We start from the raw sequence: 21135 nt of genomic DNA, 5'->3' as shown, positions 1-21135 counted from the left end.
CTACTAACACATTGTTTATAAAGCCAATGTGCGCTAAACATCGCCGACTAGCAAGCTCATTCTACGGTAATGGTTATTTTCTCAGACAGGATAGGCGGTTGGTGTGGAATATGGTGCATATCGCCCAGCAGCAACTGCAAACTATGCTCGCCAGGCATGAGTTCAATGGTGACCTCAGTTTGTCCGCCACCAAAGTGCACGTGCTGAGCATCTGCAGGTACTGGCATTTCTAAGTTTGGAAGTTGCTTTACGTCAATCAGCAAATGATGATGACCAGTGTTTTCTCTATCCACACCCGCTGGCGCAACCCCCATGCCCTTTAAGCCAAACGTCACCGTTAATGGGCTACTAAGCACCTCACCATCTTTAGGCGAAATAATATAAACCGATGCCCCTTCCGGCGCTTTGGTAACGGCCGCACTAGGCAACGCTACCATTCCGACACTTGCACTAAGCAACATGCCCATTGTAAACAATTTTCTAAGTCCACACATATAAACCTCGTTAGTCACTGAACAGAAAGGTTGACTTAAAAGGTAGTAACGAACTTAAGACTAAGCAAAGGCCGAAGCATTGAACGAAATAGAATTACCTTACGTATTCTTTTACTATAAAACAAAAATAGCTCAGTAAATCAGCCTTAAAGCGGTAGGTGAACATGTTAAAAGCAATAACAGCAGAGTTTGTGATTAAGGTAGACGGGATTCGCGTCGAGGTCACTAAGGGTCGAGTACCAGAGTATTTTTTGCACGAAATAAAGCTAGTACAACGCACTAGCCAAGCAGTTACCGGGAAAATATACGGCATGAAACGTGGCCGCCAAGTGACCCTAGAGTGTTCTAAATCTATCCCCGAAAATGTATTACAGCGCCTGCGTAATGTATGGAAGCCTAACCCAACGCCAAGCAATGACGGAAACTTAAAACGCCGCTAGTCGCGGCGTTTGCTGGGTACTAATAGGGCTGAACCAAGCGCTAATCTCTCTTTTGTATCACCCTAAAACGATCGAACCGGCCAGTTCCATCTTCATAAGCTGCAAAAATGGTGACGGTATCCGAGTTACCACTATTAAAATCTACAGTGATTTTTTCCCAATCGGGATGATAATCATCATCTGAGTAAGTTTTCATCGTAAGCGTTTGAAATTTGTTTACTGCTTTTTGTTTCTCGGTTAACTCAGCGACCGTATTCACACCAATTTGACCAGAGCCTTTCATAAAGGCCATAAGCGTATAATCAGTATTGGGTACTACCCTAACATCTTGTTCTACACGTCCTGATTCACCAGTGATTTTTGCTGAGGACTCGTCGTCTCGCCCATGGTCAGATATTGCTGACGGGCCAGACTTTTTCCAGCCATACCAGCCTTGCTCAAAATCAGCATTAATAACTTTAACTCTAGCCGCGTATACATTGCCGGCTAACAGCGAGATTACTAAACCACACAGCAAAAGCGAAGGTTGCTTTAACATGTTCAATTTCCTTATTTTTCAGCCAAAGAAGCACGCCGCAAAAGTAACGAGATGAGCTTACTTGCAGCACGGGAGTTGCGATTACGTGCCCGCTTAAAATAAGTAATCTTATAACACAAATTTTTAAGCATAGATTCCTCAGTCTTTGCTGAGATAATGGTTGCTTAGGTCTTCCCAAACCCTTTTATTTGTAATACCAAATTACTTAAATGGCATTCTCAAGTTTATTGGTTTATAAAAACAGCAATAGAGCTGATTTTTGTGAGCAAGTTCAAGCGATTAATTGATATGAAAGTAACTTTGAGGGGGATTTTATGAAAGCAATACCACGCTTAGTGATAAAATCATTAAATATGATGGGCAGTGACCGAAGTTTCCATCAAAAAGCTTGCAACCTAGCACGCTCTAAATCCCGTTGGAGGCGCGTAATATCGGCATCATCTAAAAAGCGGGTAAAAGCACGTACTGCAATATGCTCAAATTCGGCGATCGTTTCTCGGTCAAAGTATTGAGACACTCCTAATGAGGCTTTCAGCATATTGGCCGCCTCTTCCACTTCAGAATGTGCCATTACGTGAGCATTTTTAGAAGCAGGAATATAGCTTAAACCTTGTGCAAGCTGCATTTGAATCTCTGGCCTAGCCATATATTTAATAAATGCTTCTGCTTGTTTAACATTCTGAGAATGTCGAGCAATCATAAAAACATCAGTAGGAGCGACTTCATAGATAGGCTTACCTAATAACACCGGAAACTGCATAAAACCAATATCGTCCCGTAACTTATCTGGCCACTTTGTCGCAACAAAATTACCTAATAGCAAAAAGGCACTACGCTCCCGGTAAAAATGCGGCAATACTCCGTCCCAGGTATATTCGTGATGATCAGCATTAAAGTACTTCTGCTCAATTAAGTACGCCCATCGCTCGAACACCGTTCTCAAACGATCATCGTAGAAAGAAACCTTTCCACTCAGTACCTGCTGATGAAACTTCAAATCGTTAAAACGTAAATTTAGATACTCAAACCAAGCCGCTGAAGGCCAGAAGTTTTTGGTTCCAATGCTTATAGGCGTTATTCCGGCTTGTTTCAGTTTTTCACATTGATCGACAAAACCTTCCCAAAAGCGCTGTGGCCCGCCGAATTCTTCAACCAGTGATTTACGATAAAAGATCCCCCAATGATAATAGGCAATCGGCAGCGCATAAATCTGGCCATTATCGCTTACTCCGCTTTGTAAATGGCCAAAGCCCTGATCTAGCCTTAAATCTTGCCAAAGCTTAGTAATTGGTCTCACTAAGCCCTGTCGAGAATAATAAAAAAGACGCTGCGAGGCTTGCCAGTGCATTACATCAGGAGCGTTGCTCTCGCCATTGAGCCAAATAGGCAGCTTCTCCTTATAGTCGTGATCATCACGGGTGATGGTGGTTATTTTGATGCCGGTTTCTTCGGTAAAACCTTTAAAAGTGGAATGAAAAGCATTGCGTTGTTTGGGCGTTAATAGCAGCGACACCGTTAGCTCTTGAGCAACGCAGTTCCAACTCATTAACGCTATTACCATCCATAAACATCTTATTTGCATTCTTCTTCCTAAAGAATATTTTCTAACTCACTTAGCTAGAATATCTAAAGTGTAGTCCTTAATCATATTGCGCGCGTTTAGTGCATATTAAATGGACGTATAAACCAATGATTTAATGGTAAATCATCACCCAAACCTAATGACTTTAGGTATAATATGAGCACTACATTTGCACTTGGCAATAACATGTCTTTCCAGCAACTTTCCCTAAACCAAACGCTAGTTAACAACCTTAACGATGCGGGTTACCAGCAAGCGACACCTATTCAACAACAAGCTATACCCGAGATTCTAGCGGGGCGAGATCTTATGGCTTGTGCGCAAACCGGTACCGGTAAAACTGCCGCCTTCAGCTTGCCTATTTTGCACTTACTTAGCCAAGCTAAGCGCTGCGAACCTAAACAAATTAAAGCCTTAGTATTAACCCCTACTCGCGAACTTGCCCAGCAAGTACATGCCAGCCTGCAAACCTACTCCAAACACTGTGAACTAGATTCTGTATTGCTTTATGGTGGCGTGGGCATTGAACAACAGCAGCAACAACTTAGCGCTGGCTGCGACATATTGGTTGCCACGCCTGGGCGCTTATTAGATCACCTCAATCGAAGCTCTTGTTCATTAAAAAACTTGGCATTTCTAGTATTAGATGAAGCCGACAGAATGCTAGACATGGGATTTAAAGACGAGCTTAAAGCACTATTGAGTTTTGTGCCTAAACAACGACAAACCTTGTTATTCTCGGCCACTTTAGACGACAGTATTTACCGCTTTGCTAAACCCTTGTTACGCAACCCAAAGCAATTAGAAATAACCAAAGCCACTAGCAAGGCCGCTAGCATTGAAGAACGAGTTTACAACGTAGATAGCGATAAAAAAACGGCCCTACTCTGCCATTTTATTAAGCAGAAAAACTGGCAACAAAGCTTAGTGTTTTGTCGAACTAAACAAGCTGTAGATAAACTGGTTAAGCAGCTTACTAGCCAACAAATTAATGCCGCGCCTTTTCATGGCGATTTGTCACAAGCGGCGCGAGAGCAAGTTTTAGCCAAATTTAAAACTGGCGAAATTAGTGCGCTAGTGGCTACCGATGTTGCTGCCCGAGGTTTAGATATAGATGAACTGAAATACGTGATAAACCAAGAACTACCTTTTAAAAGCGAAGACTACATTCATCGCATCGGCCGAACTGGGCGCGCCGGCCAAACTGGCACGGCCGTTACTTTATTAAGTGTTGAAGACGAACACCTATTAGCCGAATTAGAGGTGCAATTAGATAGGCGCTTACCTCAGCAATGGTTTCCGGGCTTTGAACCCGATTTAACTAAACCTGCCCCCACGAATAAGCGTAACTCTCGCTCCGCCCAAAAGAAAAATGCGCGAAAAAGAGCTTTAAATACTACCAGTAAAAATCGCAGATCTTGAAACCAATCTCTGGTAACTTTTGCCACTTGGTCACTAACAATAATTTTAAGGTTAAGCCGCATCATGATAAGCCTATCCCCTCAGCTTAAGCGAAGTCTACGCGACATTATGTATTTCTGTTTATTGCTAATACTGGTTCAAGGGATTAATACCATTAGCTTAGGTGCAGTTTCAGCTTTAGGCATTGTGCCCCGATCCGCATCAGGCTTAATAGGGATCCCCTTAGCGCCGCTTATTCATCATGGGTGGTTACACCTATTATCTAACTTGCTGCCACTGGCGATATTAATGTTCCTAGTGGCCCAACTTGGTCGCGTAATCCTATGGCAAAGTACCTTAGTTATTGCCTTGCTTGGTGGGGCATTAGTTTGGCTGTTTGGCGGAACCGGTGTTCATGCAGGTGCTAGCAGCCTTATCTTTGGTTACTGGGGATTACTGTTAGCCAATGCTTGGTTTAGCCGCAGCATTAAAAGTGTGTTCATTGCAGCGATTGTATTACTGGCTTATGGCGGTATGTTCTGGGGCTTATTTCATTTAAAAGCTAATGTAAGTTGGTCGTCACATGCTTTTGGTACAGTGGCAGGCATTGTTATGGCGTGGGGTTTAGTTAAGTTTAAAAAGCTAAAATAGAAGCATTTTAAGGGCTAAACTTCGCTGTAAAATCCACCAAGCAATAAGCCATGCCGGTTCATTTACCGCTTTTGGGTTATATTACTTGCGTATAGGCTCAACTTGCGCAACTATCCCGAGCTAACAACTACGGAGCAAATCATGTCTACATCAGAAACCAACCTTTCAGCCTTTAGTAAAGCGGTTATCGCAGCCGGTGAGCTGTGGGTATTGAGCGCCGATGAGGAATTTGTTGTGGTTGACTCAATTGAGTTTGAAGCCACCGATGTCATGCCGTTATTCTCTAAACAAGCGAACGCTCAGGCTTTATGCATAGAAGACTGGGCTGATTACCAGCCAGTAGCAGTAAAACTTGAAGATTTTTTTGAAGAGTGGCTACCCAGCTTAGACGAAGACAAAGTGCTAGTGGCAATCGATTTAGATGAGAATCTAGTCGGTGAAGAAATCGAAGCCTTTAGTTTAGCCAAGCAACTGGCCGAAGACGACGCCTAAAAGAGCAGTCGTAGAATAAAAAAAAGCCACTGAACTCAGTGGCTTTTTGATTTACGCAGTGTCATTACTAAGGTGACTTACATGGAACTTGTTTGCTCGCTCTTCTAAGCGCTGCTTTAAGAAAAACTCGCCAATTCAGAAAGGCAGTTGTCTAACTGTTTTCTTTCGTTGTATTCATCAATTCTACGCCGCGTACGAGCCCCATTTTTAACTTTTTTATGCTGTTTAACGTGATGGGCTTTATCTTCGTCATCCCATTCATCAATATCGTCAAACCTTGAGAATTTCATACTCTATACCTACTCGACTCAATAATATTACAGACATTTCTTTGCCAGTAACTAAGCTAAAACAGCACTCGACCAGCCCGTTAAATTTGCTATAAATTAGCCATTAGGTCAATCAAAAAAACAGGCACAAAAAAACACACCAAAACCAAACTAAAACATTTAAAATCAATGAGTTAAACAAAGTTAATTAGCGAATAGATATATCAAATTGTGTTTATCGTTTCGACAAATATACTTTGTTTTACCCTTTCAAAATTTGTTGGCATTATCGCACGGCTTTAATCAAAGCACATTCTTTTAGTCGCACCTTAATTATTGGTAAGCCATGCAAAGTATTACTGTTACACCTTCGCCTGCAAACGGAATATTTGCACCCTTATTGGGTTTAGCTTTGTTTGCTATAGCCTCTGGTTACTTTATGAGCTTGTTACCCCTCGCATTAGCAGGTTTGTCTCTACCTCTAGGCTTAAGCGCATGGTTAGCGAGTGCTTATTACACTGGCCTGCTTGGAGGAGCGTTAGCCGCCCAAAAAGTCATTTCTAAAATGGGTCACCGACGCGCCTTAGCATTGTGCCTTGCAGTCATATTCAGCTGTGTGGTGTTAATGTGGCAATTGCCTTATACCATTAGCTGGTTAGCCTTACGGTTTATCGCAGGCGCTGCAACGGCAGGTGTATTTATTATTGTTGAGTCTTGGTTGTTATTGGTTGACGATGACAAACAGCGCACAAGCCGCTTGGGAATATACATGGCAACCTTGTATGCGGGAAATGCTTTTGGGCAACTGCTAATAGAGCCTTTTGGTATCAGTGGTTCTGTACCATTTTTAACTGTAATGGTGTTATTAAGCTTGGCTATTTTGGCGCCTCTGCTTAGCCGCAGCAATGCACCAACTCAAACCCAGCATCAAACATTGTCATTTAAGGCGTTTTCAACATTAAGTAAACCCGCCATTATTGGTTGTATTGTTTCCGGCTTAATTCTTGGTCCTATATACGGCTTAATGCCAAGCTATTTAAGTAGCTTAAGTGTTTGGGGTAATAACGTAGGTAAGTTAATGGCTTGTTTGGTGCTTGGCGGCATGTTAATTCAGCCCTTAAGCAGTTACCTTTCTGCGCGATTTAGCAAAACATTGCTGCAAGCTATGATGGCCAGCATTGGTGTGCTAGCCGCAATAGCGGTGGTGTTAGCAAAAAGCTGGCTGGGCTTGTCAGTCGCATTGTTTATATTGGGCGCGAGCACGTTTTCGCTCTATCCAATTGCAATCAGCCAAGCCTGTGTAAATGCCCAGTCAGACAACATTGTGGCCATTACCGAGTTCATGCTTATCAGCTATAGCATAGGCTCCATAGTTGGCCCCTTAATCGCTGATTTTAGCGCAGTATGGGGCCGCCAACTGCCGCTTTACTTAGCGGCTATTTTAGCCAGTACCAGCCTGTACATGTTATTGGTGGCAGTTAAAGAAAAAGATGGCAGAGGCCACTTACCGCCAACCTTTGGCATATAGTGGCCTAGCAAGCATCAAGCGTTATGCGCGATAGTCTTGAGCACAATACAGCTGGCCACTGCCTGCTTCATCGCTCAGTAATACTGGCACTAAAGCACCAGGTATTACTGAGTCAGGATGATCTGGGGCATGCTCGCCGCCCAAATCTGTTTGTAACCAGCCAGGATCCATCAAGTTCATCAACACGCTAGTGTTCGCTAAACTCGGTAACATGTCTCGCACATAGCGATCTAAAGCCGCTTTTGAACAGCTATAGGCCATCAATTGCGGCTGGTCGGCAATACCAGAAGTAACATTGACGATCCTTGCTTGTTTTAGCTTTTTCATTTGCGGCAAGAAGGCGTCACACAAGGCCGCGGGGGCAATACAGTTCACTTGAAAGCTTAAGGCGTAATCATTGGCAGGCACTATGCTGTCCTCTCGCCAAGGTGTCATTATTGCTGCGTTGTTGTACAGAACCACCAGCGAGTTATCAGTAATAAGGTTAACCTGTTCAATTAGCTGCGCAATAGCGGCATTATCGCTAAGCTCGGCAGCCACTGCCACAGCATGGCCCTGCGCTGCGGTAATTTGCTCAACCACTTGCTGCGACGCATCTAAACTACGGCTATGCACAATCACTTTAGCACCTTGGCTGGCTAAGGCCTTTGCAATTCGCAAGCCCACACCACGACTCGCTCCCGTTACCAGTGCCCATTTACCTTGTATTTGCATCAACTTGCCTCTTCAATTCAATAATTGCAGCCATTAAGCTACAAACAGCTATGGCATATAGTAAACCGAACCAGTCAAAAATAATCGCCAGCTCATCGCCAATTCATGGAAGATTGAAGTAGTTCAAATGCTGATGAAACCCGGTGAAACTGTCCGCTCAGCCTGAGCGTAATTGTGCTTTATAACCCTGCTGTTTCACACACGTTCCAAGCAGTAAAGATGACTCGCCTCGCGACTGTATTAGTGCCGCCTTATTGGTGCTGCTTGGCTAGTGCTGGTAGACAAAACCGCCATATAAGTACTTGGTAGCCTCAGCCCCCAGCACCAATACCTGATCGCCACGCTGTAAGGGTTTGCATTGTAAAAGCTTGGCAAAACTTAACCAAATGGCTGCCGACCCTAAGTTACCTAACTGCTTGGCATCATTAATAATTTGCGACTGTGGGTAGTTAAGTGCCTTACTCAGTAGCTTGTCGATATGGCCATTTGCTTGGTGGGGTAAAATATAACGAAAGTCACTCAGTTGATAACCGCGATCTAACACGGCCTGTAACCCCAGCTCAAACAGCTGCGCCCCAGTTTCTCGCACACCGTGGATATTATGATGAAAACGCGCCATTTGCGCTTCTCCCACGCTGTCGGCTCCCGAGTCTAAATAAAACCCTGGCGCTTTTTGGTGGCCAATTTGCCCTAGGTAAATGTCTTTGATTAAACGCTCTGGCTTAGTGGCTGGCGCAACAATTACGCCGCCGCTGCCGTCGCCCATTTGCACAAAATTAACCAGCTGTTGCTGGTCAACAAACTCTGGCGACAAATCAAAATACACCGAGCCGGTTTCACTCCCCACAATAGCGGCAGGCTGTTGGTCGGCGGCACACAAAGCACTGGCCATTTGTAAGCCGTTGGCAAAGCCTGTACAGGCTTGGCGTAACTCTAAATAGGCGCCATGATAAGCCAATTCATCGGCTAACCATGCAGCATTAGGCGGTACTTGTGTATGTGGCGTACAGGTATGGCTCAGTAAATAATTTAGCTGGTTGACCGATAAACTCGCATCATTTAAGCACTGCTCAAGTACTTGTTTTGCCATGCTAATACCATTTGGCGAGGCTTGGCTGCGAGGCTGGGCAAAACTACGGCTTAAATAACGCCCTTCAATACCTAAGCGCTTAGCAATAACTTTTGCCTTTCTGGCCATCCGCCAACCACAACGCTCGGCCAAGTGATCGAGTAATTGTTGATTACTCACCGGATGATTAGGCAAAACATAATTTGCCGCCAGTAAATTCAAATTGTTGGATGCAAACTTTACCGCCATTTTAACTCCAGTCTCTGTTGTAACTGATCAAGGTCTACACCAATAATCTCGAACTGCTGAGCTTGGCTACTCAACAAGGTCATGAGTTTTTGCAAGACCAACAAGCGCTCTTCGGCCATGTCTTGCACACTGGCACCAAGGTCTTGAGCAAAGTGTTTACTCACGTAAACATGTTTTGCTTCATCTTTTTTAATCAAACCACACAGCTGCGAAAATGGATGGTTTTTACCGATAGTTCCTCGCTCAATCATTTGCATCAGCTGAGTAACACAGGCATCTAAACTGGCAATACGAATAAACTGTTGTTGCAAACTTAAGCTACGCCCCAAGCCACTATAAAATCGCTGAGCCGAGCGGCGTACTTTGTGTTGTTGTGCCAACTCAGGCAGTTGACTAAATACCCATTGCAGCGCTTCGTCGTGCCAGGCTTCATCGGCTTCAACTTCGTTCAACGCCTTAATAGATAATGCGTTGCTGTGTTGTTCCAAGTTTTTAGCTTGTTGCTGAAACACCAGTTGAGCAGATTGCTCTCCACACAGTAGTAAGGGCATCAACAAGGCTAAGGCCTCGCTGTGTTTATCGCTAAACGATAATCTATCGGGTGAGTATTGCTGCGCCCAACGAGCAATAGCATGCTCTGGGCTAAGCACCGCAGTTTGAGTGGCAAAACAACGCCCCATGGCATGGCGTTCATCAGGAAAAAAGCTCATCAATGACCTCCAGCCTGTTTAATCGCGGCATTTACTTTAGCGTTAGCTTTGCTCCTAAGCGGCAAACATAACGGCAGCAGCACTAAATCAAACAGTAAAGCGATAGCCAAGCTTAAACCCGACAACAAACTCATTTGTTGAATCGGTAAAAACTCAGACAAGCCACCTAAAGAGAAACCAACAAGTAAAGCGCCAGAGGTAAGCAATAACGCTGGGCTAATACTCCTCATTCGCTGCTGCAAATCGGAAACACTATTAGCAGGGTGCACCTTAAGCAATATATGTAAGCTGTCATCAACAATAATGCCTAACATCATGCCCATCACCACTGCGCTACCTAAACTAAGGTGTTGTCCACTCCACTGCCACAGCGCAAACACCCAAAGTAACGGTAAGCCATTGGCTAACAATGCCAGCAGCATTAAATAAACACTGCGGCGTAATACCAGAACCACCAATGCCACCAACAACAACGCCACAGCAAACGACAGCAACATAGCCTGGCCATTTACCCGGTTGAACTTGGCGAAAATAAGCTGGCTACTGTAAGCAGCAGATAACTGTATTTGCTGGCTGGCTGCCCACTCAGCAACCCGTTGCTCAAAAGCGATCAGTTGCCGGTTACTCAACGGAGCTAACCATACATTCAACAGCGCTTTTTGCTGACTAAGATCATCACTCTGCGGCATGGCCATTAACTTAGCTAAGGCGCTAGGATCCTGCGCGATCCAATCTAGCCAGTCTTGAGCACTATTCACTTGGCGAACTTCATCTTGTTTAGCCAAATAACTAAGTATTCGACTTAGGTCATCAGCTACTGTTAATGGTTCAGAAGCCTCGTCATCGAAAATTTGATAACGTAGGCTGTGCATGCCCAAAAACTGCTGTTGAAGCTGATCACGACTCTGAGAAAATGCATTATCGTCGGGGAAGTAACCCAGAGAGTCATCATCAAAAGCAAGGTTTTTAACACTCAGTAAGGCAACCGAGCTAAGCAGCGTAACCCCAAGCAATAGCACCTTTCTGTGCGCTAATAAGCGCGTATAAAAAGAGCTATCGTTAGCTTTAACGGCTTGTTTAATTAAATTCTCAGCACCAATTTTATTCACCCATAGAGGTAAAATAGAATAACAAGCTAAGGCATTTATCATCACTGCAAAAGCCACTATAACGCCAAAATCTGCAATCGGAGGAGATGGGCTGAAACACAGTAATAAAAATCCTACCGCGGTAGTAACTGCGCCCCAAAACAACGGCGCTAACTTATGCTGTAAAGCTAAAAGCATTGCCTGAGCAGAACTAATAGCCTCTCCACTTTTAGTGTATAAAAGACCCCGCCAAGCAAAAAATAAGTGACTAGAATAAGCCATTGCCAAACTGATAATAACCAAAGGCAAAAATGCACTAATTGCCGCTAGTTTCAAACCTAGCCAAGCCGCAAACCCCAAGCTAATTGTAAGGCTAAGCACTGCGCAACTCACCATGCCTAATAACCAACAAGCTTGACGAATAACCAATACAAACAACAAAGCAAAACTAAACAGCAAAGCTGGCACAAACCACGCTAAGTCATGGCGCAGTACCGCTAAATACTGCCGACTTAAGGCCAGTTCGCCAGCATACAAATAAGTATAAGAATGATCTGCTTGCTGGCTAAGCCTGCTCAATTGGCTATCTAAGGAAGTAAAAAACTGTTGTAGAGCCTTAGCCTTCCCCGCCACATTTGTATCAACATTAATCGCAAGATTTATACTCTTGCCATCTTCGCTGACAAACTGTTTAGCAATAGCAGGCGGAAGCGAATCGTTCAGCGCCAATAAGGTAAAGGGATTAATCGCTTCTACGCCTTCGACAAGGCGAAGTTGGTCTATGACTTGTTGTGTCGCTAAGTACTGAGCACGATTTTTCCAAGACGTATCGCTAGATAGCAGCAGTAACAAATTTGCGGTTGGAGCATACTCATCTTCAAATTGTTGTAGGGCCAATACTTGCGGGTCATCTTTAGCAAAATAAGCTTGAATACTTGGTTGCACTTGCAGCTGTGGCAAGCCTGCTGCGGCAACGAGCAGTAACAATATCCACACACCTTTAAGCCAGGTTTGCTGCAGACTCACTAAAAGCGGTGAGCATTCCCATTTCGCCATCTACTCTACATCCTTTACCCAGCTTATTGATTTCCTTGATTGAGTAGACCCAGTGACTAGCTATTTGCATTCACCTAACCACTATTTTTATTTGAAAAAATTGAAGACGCTAATCCCAGTGTGCGTCTTGCTCGAACATTTCAAAGGCGACAACATTGCCATCTACAGTGAGTTGTTTAACTGATTTTGGAGAACCATCGGTATTCAGTTCAAGTAAACCAATACCAGAAGCATTAAGTAAGCGCTCTCCTTTTGAGGCGTTTTCGGGACGATGTGGCACTACTCTCATTCGGCGGCGCTTAGTAAGCCAATTTAACGGCGATTTAGGCGAATATAACCAACGGTTTGCTCTGTCTAAGAAGTTGAGCAAGCTTTCAGGGAACTGGTTTTTGATGCCACTACTGGTAATTTGCCATATATCGGGTCCACCTTGGCGGCCACGCAATTGAATATGGTAGGCAAAAGAGTAATGAACATCGCCAGAAAGAATAACAAAATGCTGCGGCGTTTTGGGGTGACGAAATAGATTGAGCAAAGCATTAGCCGAGCCTGGATGCGCCATCCAGTTTTCTGCATCAACTAATAAGGGTTTGCCAAACCAAGTAAATACGCGTTGCACCACTTCGATTAACTTCACCCCAAAGATGGGGGCTGGAGAGACCAATATCACCGCATCTTTACCTAATAATTGCTGTTGTAAATCGGTGAGTGACTCCCAATCCATTAAGCCTGATGGAGAGTTAAGGTTACGCTCAGAGCGCCAGCGATGAGTACGCGTATCTAGCACCAATAGCGGCGGTTGAGTATCCCAGTGGTAATGCCATTGCGGATAACTCAATAAGGTATCAATCAACTGTTGGTGTTTATCGTTGCCGGGCTGTTGCAAGGCTTGCTGTAATTGCTGAATTAACGCTTTAGAGAAATGCTCAGGCGCATTCCCCCAACCTTGACACAACAAGTAACCAACCAGTGCATTGCCAATAATGCGCTTAGAGAAAGCATGCCCATAAGCGCTTTGCTCCCATGCTGCAGTGAGGTTCCAATCATCGGTCACATCATGATCGTCAAACATCATGGCCGTGGGCAAATGCGCCATTAAACGCTGCACTTTGGCTAAGCCTTTACTAAAACTAATGATGGTTTCACGCTGCTTAAGGTATTCGTCTAGCTCATTTAAGCTAAGCGATTCTGGAGGGCTTAGCTCCAAATTCGTCCAGGCGCTGGGTGACCAAACTAATAGATACATCGCCAATACTTCGGCAAGAGAAATCAGGTGGTTATTAGCGTTGTCTGAGGTAAAAATAGGCTTGCGTATGCTATTAAACAAAGCACTTTGAGCCAGCTCAGCACCTTCCATTGGCAGTAATTCTTGGCGTGACAAATAATGAGCCTGCGCATGCAGCTCATCGCTCCCAGATACCTTTGCATCGACAAAAGGTTCATTGGGTACTCCTAGCTGCTCAACTAAACGGTGAATGGCCACCAGCATTGGCGTAGCAACATCATCGGCATATATTTGATCGCCACTGAGCATTAACAAGCTCGGCCAATCCTCAATTGAGTGTTCGGCTAAATGAGCGTCTGCCCTGACTAAACCATCGGCACTAGGGTGATGAGGTTTTCGACAAGAACCGTGAAGCATTTTTTTCACCGCACCCGGCACGATAAAGCCCGGCAGGTTGCGCGGTGGGTACACCAGTTCTGGCGCCCACTCTTGCCAGCTTAGGTCTTTAGTTTGGTCCGCTAGCCGTAATTTCAAATCATACCCGACCCAAACTGCAGCAGGCAAAGCCTCTTCCAATGGGATATCGATGAGCTGATAAAACAAATGCTCACCTGCAAGTAACTGTTGGGTGTAAAGGCCCATTTTCTGATGGTCAAACTCACGCGCAGCCAATCCTTCTGGCTGCAAACTCAAACTAATATCAACCGCCTGAGAGGTGGCAAGCCAAACAGAAAAACGTTGCGAGCTAATTTTTCGCAAGATAGGACCAGCTAACACTAAGGCTAAATTTGTTCTGCTCATAACAAAAGTATACAAGTGAGCAAACAAATAACCATGTTGAGTTTACAAATAGATAAATTCAGCGACTGGCCACGCTAGGTTGCCCCCAAAACTACCAACACTACTGCAGCGAATTATTTTTAAACAAAAAGCTAAAAGCCGACACCTTATAGGGCATTTAATTCTTCTGCCAAAAATAAACTCTTCAGTGCTTTGTATTAAAAAAAATAAACTTAAGCGCTTTCAGCAACATATAACTTAGACAAAGTCGTACCAGTTAAAATGAAATCCTTTTCAATCACAAAATGAAGATAAATACTTGATATAGCACTCACTTTGCTCATTTTTGCGACTATTTTTTACTCGACTAGATGTAATGTCGCGCAAGAAATGACCACCAAGAGTCATTTTATGTTGGCTAACACGTTGATAAGCCTAAAGGGCTATCGCAAACAAACATTCGAATAAGGAAATGACATGAACAAGGTAGTATTACTTGGTTTGTTAACGGCCTCGCTTTCTGCGCAAGCAGAATGGGAATTCCGTGGCACACCAAATGGTTGGCAAACCACTGCCATGGAACAGGTAAGCAGTACCCAGTTTCAAACCTGCCAAACTTTTGGAAACGATGACCCACGTTTTAAAATAGACCGTTGGGGAGACTGGCAAGAAGCCTACCCTAATGCAGACTACCGCGTATCGGCCGGTAGCCAGCAAATTACTTTTTACAGCGATAGTAAAAACATCGACGTAGTATCGGTAGCCAGCTGTAATAGCAACCAAGCGCCTACTGCGATTATCTCACCCGCTAATGCGCAAACTGTAGATGCTGGTACTAGCATCACATTCTCAGGCAACGGCTCTAGTGACCCAGACGGCAGTATTGCTAGCTACGCATGGAGCACCGGTGAAACCACTGAATCAATCAGTGTAACCTTCAGCCAAGATCAAACTATCACTTTGCAAGTGACAGATGATCAAGGCGCAGTAAGTAATACCGCCAGCGTAGACATTACCATTGCCGGTGCAGAGCCAGCAGTATGGTGTTTCCGTGGTACCGCAAACGGTTGGGGCCAAACGCCACTAGTACGTAACGCGGCAAGCGGCCTTTATGAATTAACCCAAGCCTTTGCTGGTGAAGAAAGCCCAGCACGCTTTAAAGTAGCGGCTTGTTCAGATAACGGTAGCTGGGGCGAAAACTACCCTAACCAAGATTTCCAAGTGGTTGATAACACCAACTACAACATTAGTTTCAACGCGTCTAGCAAAGAGATTACTGCTGAAGAAGTGATTATTGCCACTAAACCTGAGTTAGCGATTAACCCAGGCAGCAGCGACTTTAGCACCGATACCCTAGCGGTAACCTTGAGCTACAAAGGTGAAAACATCACTTCTAGTAGCTACATGTTAAGCACTACTGGCGGTACTCAAGGCGTTGACTTTAGTAACGGCGACATCATAAACATTGGTGGTGAACTAGCCATTGGTGAGTCTGTTGAGTTACAGGTTTATGTAGCTAACCCTCAAGGCTCGGTTATTCAAACTTTCACTTACAACAAAATTGCCGTTCCAGAAACTGGCTTTATTGTTTACTTGAATGCTCCAGCCGATTGGACCCCGTCTATTCATCACTGGGATGCTCTTCCTGCTGGTTCTACACCAGATACAAGTTGGCCTGGCGATAACATGACAGACCTTGGTGAAAACTGGTTTGAGTACAAGTTTATCAACAGTGATTCAAGCAAGCTTATCTTTAGCAACCAAGGCAACAGCCAAACCGAAGACCTGTTCCGCGACAAGAATGGTTGTTACATCATTAGCACTCAAAGCTGGACAGATACTTGTGACATACCATCAAACGATGCAAAAGTGAGTATCGACCCAGCGGTAACTACCTTCTGGACTAACGAAGTAAGCATTACTTTAAACGCTACTGGCGATGACGTTACTGGCGGTTTATATACAACCGACGGCAGTGACCCAGTAAACGGCACAGCATTTACTAGCGGCGCAACAATTTCGGTAGGTAGCAACCTAGCAATAGGTGAGTCTCTTCAAGTATGTTTGTATGCAGAAAACACTAGCAGCAATGCTAATCAGTGTTTCACCATCACTAAAGTTGAACAGCCTACGGCTTCTGACTTTACTTGGGATAACGCCAACGTTTACTTTGTGATTACCGACCGTTTCAACGACGGTAATTCAAGCAACAACAACTCTTACGGTCGTCCGAGTGTTGATGCAACCGGTAAAAATATTGGTACTTTCCACGGTGGTGACATTGCTGGTTTAACCGCTAAATTAAATGAAGGTTACTTCACTGATTTAGGTATTAACGCCATTTGGTTAACCGCGCCTTACGAACAAGCCCATGGCTTTGTGGGTGGCGGTAACGATGGTGATTTTGCTCACTACGCTTACCACGGTTACTACGTACAAGATTACACTAACCTAGACGCTAACATGGGTACGCCTGCAGAGTTTAAAGCTTTTGTAGACAAAGCGCATAGCCAAGGTATCCGTGTAGTCATGGATGTGGTGATGAACCACGCTGGTTACAACACCCTAAAAGACATGGACGAGTTCAGCTATGGTTCTGACACTGCGGGTCCTAATTGGACACCAAGTGCAGGCCAAAACTGGTTTGGTTACCATGACTTTATCAACTATGACGGTGATGAAAACCTATGGTTGAAATGGTGGGGCAAAGATTGGGTACGCGTTGGCTTACCTGGCTACGATGCTTGTGGTGGTGACGACTTAACTAAATGTTTGGCTTTCTTGCCAGACTTTAAAACTGAGTCAACTCAACAAGTAGGTATTCCACCGTTCTTAGCCAACAAGTCTACTTTTGGTCAAGCTTACTTAAGTGATTACCAAGCACAAGGCAACAAACGTGTACGTGATTGGATCACTGAGTGGCTAGTACAATACGTGAAAGACTACGGTATTGATGGCTTCCGTGTTGATACTGCAAAACACGTGACTAACGATAACTGGGCACATTTAATTAGTGAGTCTAAGTCAGCCTTAAGCGAATGGCGTCAAAACAATCCAAGTGCGCCAGGCGCAGATTGGAACGACGAGTTCTGGGCAACGGCAGAAGTATTTGGTCACGGTCTTGGACAATCAGAGTACCATACTCAAGGTGGTTTTGATTCGGTAATTAACTTCAGCTTCAAAGGTGCGATTGATGGCATGGTAAGCAGTGCCGACACCATGTTGAGCGTATTTGCTAGCTACGCAAGCCAAGTAAATGCTTCTACCGCCTGGAACTCATTAAGCTATATTTCTAGCCATGATACTGGTGCAGTATTCTACAACGGTGACGATACTCGTCAAAAACGAGCTGGTACCGCATTGTTGTTGTTACCGGGTGGCGTGCAAGTGTTCTACGGTGATGAGCTAGGTCGCGTAAATGGCGACGGTGGTTCTGATGCAGACCAAGGTAGCCGTTCAAGTGTAGATTGGAGTAAGTCTGGCAACAGCGTTCACCAACACTGGCAAAAAGTGGGTCAATTCCGTCGTGATAACCCAGCGGTAGGTGCCGGTCAACACATCAACCTAAGCGGTCAATCTAGCGGTAAAGCGTTTGCCCGTACTTGGACCAACCCAATCTCTGGCGTTAGCAACAATGTAGTCGTGGTTGTAGATGGTTCAGGCCAAGTAAACATCAATGTAGATAGCTACTTTGATGATGGTACTAGCGTGCGCAATGCTTACGATGGCACCATCGCGACAGTAACTGCAGGTAGCGTAAGCTTCTCTGCGGGTAGCGAAGGGTTAATTTTACTCGAAGCGCTATAGTCCAACAGCTTTTACTTTAAAAGTTTGCCGCTCAAGCGATTGAGCGGCTTTTTTGTGTCTAGGCTAACAAGGCCCAATCAATGGTGATTATTGGCCGCTCTCAAACCAATGAATGTTCCACCTACTTAAGCCGTTAAGGCAATTTTTTGATGTGTCTGCTTCTAACCGGAGCCAATGGCTAATTTCAGCCCAATTTTACCAAGCGCTGACTTTTGGAATATCAACACTGCTATAAACCCTTGAGCCTCCTGCTTTCTCAATTTGCACCCTAGCGCCGCTAGGACTTACGACTCAATAAAATCGTGGATTATGGACTTAAAGAACCATAATGAATGGAGAGAACAGGTCTTTTTCTCAGCATGGCAAGCTCGTAAACTGCGCTCATTGAAATTAATCTCTGAGGAAATACCTAATGTCTCATCCAATCATTAACGATCTAAACAGCCGTTACACTGCTAAAAAATACGATTCAACTAAACGCATTTCTGCAGACGATATGACGGTAATTAAACAAGCTATCCGCTTGTCAGCCTCTTCGATTAATTCGCAACCTTGGAAGTTTATTGTTATTGAAAGTGAGCAAGCTAAGCAGCGCTTTCACGATAGCTTTGCCAATATGCATCAGTTTAACCAACCGCACGCTAAAGAAGCCTCACACGTTATTTTGTTTGCACACAACCCTCATTTCAGCAAAGACGATTACCGTAAAGTCGTCGATGCAGAGGTAAGCTCAGGCCATTTGCCAGCAGAAATGTACGACAACATGCTAAACGGTGCATTTGGTTTTGTGGAGGCAAATACCGACGAAAGCGGCTTTAACGGCAACTGGACCAAAGCCCAGACCTACATAGCCGTAGGAAACACTTTGCATGTACTTGCTCGTTTGGGCATAGCCTCCACGCCAATGGAAGGCGTTGATCCTGCATTGCTTGGCGAAATATTTGAGCAAGAGCTAAATGGCTACGTATGTGACTTTGCTTTAGCGATTGGCTACCACCTAGATGGTGAAGACTACAATCACGGCCTACCAAAAGCCCGCCTTGCAGAAGAAGACATCATTACAGTTTTGTAAGCGCCAAAACACTCAAAAAGCTGGCTGTGTTGCCAGCTTTTGTGTTTTCTGTCCCCGCACTTTTTACTCGATACAAACCTTATCTGCTCACAAGACTTTGTGTTTCATTTGACACCAGCCTAGCTAGCCAACTACATTTGCACACAGCAACGGCTCAGTAGCTAGCGTAAGCCGCTAAACCGTAGTTTTATTCATCATATTTAGGAGATTTTCCATGCCAAGAGCAAGTGCACGCCACATCTTAGTAGACACAGAACAGCAATGTTTAGATCTAAAAAAACAAATTGAAGGTGGAGCAGCATTTACCGATATCGCCAAGCAACATTCAAGCTGCCCATCTGGCGCCAATGGCGGAGAATTAGGCGAGTTTAACAAAGGCGATATGGTGCCAGAGTTTGATACCGTAGTATTTAACGAAGCACTAAACACCGTGCACGGCCCAGTGAAAACTCAATTTGGTTATCACTTATTGGAAGTAACTAGCCGTAACTAGCGTGCTTGAATCAAGTGTTGTTTGGCAGCACTTGATTCATTTCCAACCTTGTCGCCACACGCTAAGATCTTTTAACTCTCGCCAATCCAGCTCAAAATCTTGCTTGTTATAAACAGCCTGAATCACGCAACGCTGTACAACTTGAAACTCATCAAGCTCCAATTCCGTTACCATAAAATGCTTCATCTTGTTTATAACTTCACATTTGGTCCACTTACTATGCAGTAAGCGCTTGGGGTTTATTTGATTTTTCATAAGGTTGATTCTTACTCTTAGGCCAGCAAAAAAAGCCTGCTGTTGGCTACTAAAGCTAACTCTTAAGCCCTACAAAGCGATCACTCTTTCACTAAAATAGTGACACAATAAAGCCCTGCTATGAATCCACCATTTGCTGGTATACTTAAGCTAGTGAAGTTTTATAGCGAGAAGCAATGATGTTAGATAACCTAAATATCCCTGAAGGGATCGAAAAAGAGCCTGAGCTACCCGTTCCATCGATGGAAGATCAAAAGAAGATCGTCGCTGAATTAAAACGTTTGGAAGAAGCGGGCGAATTAACACCAGAGATCTTAGAAGAGTTTATGACAGGCAAACGTAAGCCTGAATAGAATTTAGAATCAGTAGAGCGTACTGCTCTACTGATTCATACTACTAAAACCTTCTAAGCTTACCAAAAGGCACGCTAAAGCCAGCCGTAGTAATCCATTCCTCTTTGGTGTACATCACATCAGCAGTTAAAGCAAAGCCCACATATTTGCCATTGAAATACTTAGCGAAACGAACCGGAATACCTAAAGTATTGTTATAAACGGTTTCCGTCCCAGTCGAAACATCCGATTCATAAGGTACAGTCTCGGAATATCGAACCGTTGCAAGCCCCACTTCCAATAGAAACTCATGTTCCCCAGGATAAAAGTACTTCCCAGCCAATAACCGAAAAGTGCTATCTTGTTTTATATCTCCTGAGTCATCAAATCTGCTAATCGCACCTAAAGCAACCGTGTAATCGGAGAAATTATATCTCATGTCTAAACCGCCACTCACCGTGGGCTTTCCATATGACAGCCCTGGCTCTAACCAAAAGTGATCTTCAGACTCAGTCGCGCTTTGCTCTTCTGCTTGTAGTGGGCCTATTACTGCGCAAAGTAATAAAGCCAATAAGCTTATGTTTTTCATCTCTTCCCTTAGCCGTAATACTAATCCTTTATTGGATTTTTATATAAAAACTTGCGAGAGGATTAAAACATAAATAAAACAGGTAGATAAAGACATCTTAAGTGCAAATGTGATGAGATTAATGACAAATAAATCAAACAGCATATGAATAATTGAAATATCGAGTACTTGGCGACCTACTGGGTATATTTAGGGCAACACAATAAACTAACTCTAGATAACAGTTAGTCTATTTATAAAAGAACAATTTGTTTATACCTAGTTACAATTCAATTGAGTGTTCGAATTTTTGTCACTCAAC

Annotated in this window: 20 protein-coding genes; 9 read left to right on the top strand and 11 right to left on the bottom strand. The window is 44.1% G+C overall.

Features of this window, described 5'->3' with window-relative positions:
• Positions 1-56: 56 nt before the first annotated feature.
• Positions 57-494 carry a DUF4399 domain-containing protein gene (locus tag ACLD71_RS10510; protein ID WP_411994634.1) on the bottom strand — a complete coding sequence of 146 codons (438 nt, stop codon included), beginning with the start codon at positions 492-494 and terminating at the stop codon, positions 57-59.
• 164 nt (positions 495-658) lie between these two features.
• On the opposite strand from ACLD71_RS10510, the gene ACLD71_RS10505 reads away from it, so the two are divergent.
• Entirely contained in the window at positions 659-934 is a 276-nt protein-coding gene (locus tag ACLD71_RS10505; RefSeq protein WP_137672191.1) for a DUF3634 family protein, read from the top strand.
• A gap of 40 nt (positions 935-974) precedes the next feature.
• On the opposite strand, the gene ACLD71_RS10500 is transcribed toward ACLD71_RS10505, so the two are convergent.
• On the bottom strand, positions 975-1472 hold the full coding sequence (locus ACLD71_RS10500; protein ID WP_411994632.1) for a carbohydrate binding domain-containing protein: 498 nt from the start codon (positions 1470-1472) through the stop codon (positions 975-977).
• Between the two features lie 379 nt (positions 1473-1851).
• The gene (locus tag ACLD71_RS10495; RefSeq protein WP_411994630.1) at positions 1852-3054 is read right to left on the bottom strand and encodes an ABC transporter substrate-binding protein; all 1203 of its coding nucleotides are present in this window, start codon (positions 3052-3054) and stop codon (positions 1852-1854) included.
• Between the two features lie 186 nt (positions 3055-3240).
• On the opposite strand from ACLD71_RS10495, the gene ACLD71_RS10490 reads away from it, so the two are divergent.
• From ACLD71_RS10490 to ACLD71_RS10480, 3 genes are all read left to right on the top strand, one after another.
• Positions 3241-4476: a DEAD/DEAH box helicase gene (locus tag ACLD71_RS10490; RefSeq protein ID WP_411994848.1), complete on the top strand. Its 1236-nt coding sequence runs from the start codon at positions 3241-3243 to the stop codon at positions 4474-4476.
• A 63-nt stretch (positions 4477-4539) separates the two neighbouring features.
• Positions 4540-5106: a rhomboid family intramembrane serine protease gene (locus ACLD71_RS10485; protein WP_201798693.1), complete on the top strand. Its 567-nt coding sequence runs from the start codon at positions 4540-4542 to the stop codon at positions 5104-5106.
• A 141-nt stretch (positions 5107-5247) separates the two neighbouring features.
• Positions 5248-5598 carry a DUF2750 domain-containing protein gene (locus ACLD71_RS10480; RefSeq protein WP_137672194.1) on the top strand — a complete coding sequence of 117 codons (351 nt, stop codon included), beginning with the start codon at positions 5248-5250 and terminating at the stop codon, positions 5596-5598.
• A 116-nt stretch (positions 5599-5714) separates the two neighbouring features.
• Here the strand turns inward: ACLD71_RS10480 and ACLD71_RS10475 are convergent, their stop codons facing one another.
• On the bottom strand, positions 5715-5888 hold the full coding sequence (locus ACLD71_RS10475; protein WP_174235926.1) for a PA3496 family putative envelope integrity protein: 174 nt from the start codon (positions 5886-5888) through the stop codon (positions 5715-5717).
• A gap of 325 nt (positions 5889-6213) precedes the next feature.
• Here ACLD71_RS10475 and ACLD71_RS10470 point away from each other — a divergent pair, with 325 nt between their 5' ends.
• On the top strand, positions 6214-7395 hold the full coding sequence (locus ACLD71_RS10470) for an MFS transporter (protein WP_411994628.1): 1182 nt from the start codon (positions 6214-6216) through the stop codon (positions 7393-7395).
• 21 nt (positions 7396-7416) lie between these two features.
• Here the strand turns inward: ACLD71_RS10470 and ACLD71_RS10465 are convergent, their stop codons facing one another.
• The 5 genes from ACLD71_RS10465 to ACLD71_RS10445 form a co-directional block, all read right to left on the bottom strand.
• Entirely contained in the window at positions 7417-8109 is a 693-nt protein-coding gene (locus ACLD71_RS10465) for an SDR family NAD(P)-dependent oxidoreductase (RefSeq protein ID WP_411994626.1), read from the bottom strand.
• Between the two features lie 268 nt (positions 8110-8377).
• Entirely contained in the window at positions 8378-9427 is a 1050-nt protein-coding gene (locus ACLD71_RS10460; RefSeq protein WP_411994625.1) for a 3-oxoacyl-ACP synthase III family protein, read from the bottom strand.
• A complete protein-coding gene (locus tag ACLD71_RS10455) occupies positions 9418-10137 on the bottom strand; it encodes a hypothetical protein (RefSeq protein WP_411994623.1) in 720 nt (239 codons plus the stop codon). Before ACLD71_RS10455 ends, ACLD71_RS10460 begins: the two co-directional genes overlap by 10 nt.
• Positions 10137-12281, bottom strand: a complete 2145-nt coding sequence (locus ACLD71_RS10450) for an efflux RND transporter permease subunit (RefSeq protein WP_411994621.1) — start codon at positions 12279-12281, stop codon at positions 10137-10139. The genes ACLD71_RS10455 and ACLD71_RS10450 overlap by 1 nt, the downstream gene beginning before the upstream one ends.
• 109 nt (positions 12282-12390) lie before the next feature.
• Positions 12391-14307 carry an alkaline phosphatase D family protein gene (locus ACLD71_RS10445; protein WP_411994619.1) on the bottom strand — a complete coding sequence of 639 codons (1917 nt, stop codon included), beginning with the start codon at positions 14305-14307 and terminating at the stop codon, positions 12391-12393.
• Positions 14308-14763: 456 nt separating this feature from the next.
• On the opposite strand from ACLD71_RS10445, the gene ACLD71_RS10440 reads away from it, so the two are divergent.
• The 3 genes from ACLD71_RS10440 (at position 14764) to ACLD71_RS10430 (ending at position 19658) form a co-directional block, all read left to right on the top strand.
• Positions 14764-18093, top strand: a complete 3330-nt coding sequence (locus ACLD71_RS10440) for an alpha-amylase family glycosyl hydrolase (protein ID WP_411994618.1) — start codon at positions 14764-14766, stop codon at positions 18091-18093.
• 412 nt (positions 18094-18505) lie between these two features.
• Positions 18506-19165, top strand: a complete 660-nt coding sequence (locus ACLD71_RS10435; protein WP_137672202.1) for an NAD(P)H-dependent oxidoreductase — start codon at positions 18506-18508, stop codon at positions 19163-19165.
• Between the two features lie 214 nt (positions 19166-19379).
• Positions 19380-19658 carry a peptidylprolyl isomerase gene (locus ACLD71_RS10430; protein WP_137672203.1) on the top strand — a complete coding sequence of 93 codons (279 nt, stop codon included), beginning with the start codon at positions 19380-19382 and terminating at the stop codon, positions 19656-19658.
• Positions 19659-19694: 36 nt separating this feature from the next.
• Here ACLD71_RS10430 and ACLD71_RS10425 read toward each other — a convergent pair whose 3' ends face one another.
• On the bottom strand, positions 19695-19913 hold the full coding sequence (locus tag ACLD71_RS10425) for a TIGR02450 family Trp-rich protein (RefSeq protein WP_137672204.1): 219 nt from the start codon (positions 19911-19913) through the stop codon (positions 19695-19697).
• Between the two features lie 176 nt (positions 19914-20089).
• On the opposite strand from ACLD71_RS10425, the gene ACLD71_RS10420 reads away from it, so the two are divergent.
• The gene (locus ACLD71_RS10420; protein WP_235836157.1) at positions 20090-20266 is read left to right on the top strand and encodes an ATPase; all 177 of its coding nucleotides are present in this window, start codon (positions 20090-20092) and stop codon (positions 20264-20266) included.
• A 43-nt stretch (positions 20267-20309) separates the two neighbouring features.
• Here ACLD71_RS10420 and ACLD71_RS10415 read toward each other — a convergent pair whose 3' ends face one another.
• Complete coding sequence (locus ACLD71_RS10415) at positions 20310-20834, bottom strand: hypothetical protein (RefSeq protein WP_137672205.1); 525 nt, start codon at positions 20832-20834, stop codon at positions 20310-20312.
• Between the last annotated feature and the right edge of the window lie 301 nt (positions 20835-21135).

The organism is Agarivorans sp. DSG3-1 (assembly GCF_046774965.1).
GTDB lineage: Bacteria > Pseudomonadota > Gammaproteobacteria > Enterobacterales > Celerinatantimonadaceae > Agarivorans.
Note: the sequence above shows the minus strand (reverse complement) of the source record. Positions and strands in the feature narration are given on the sequence as shown.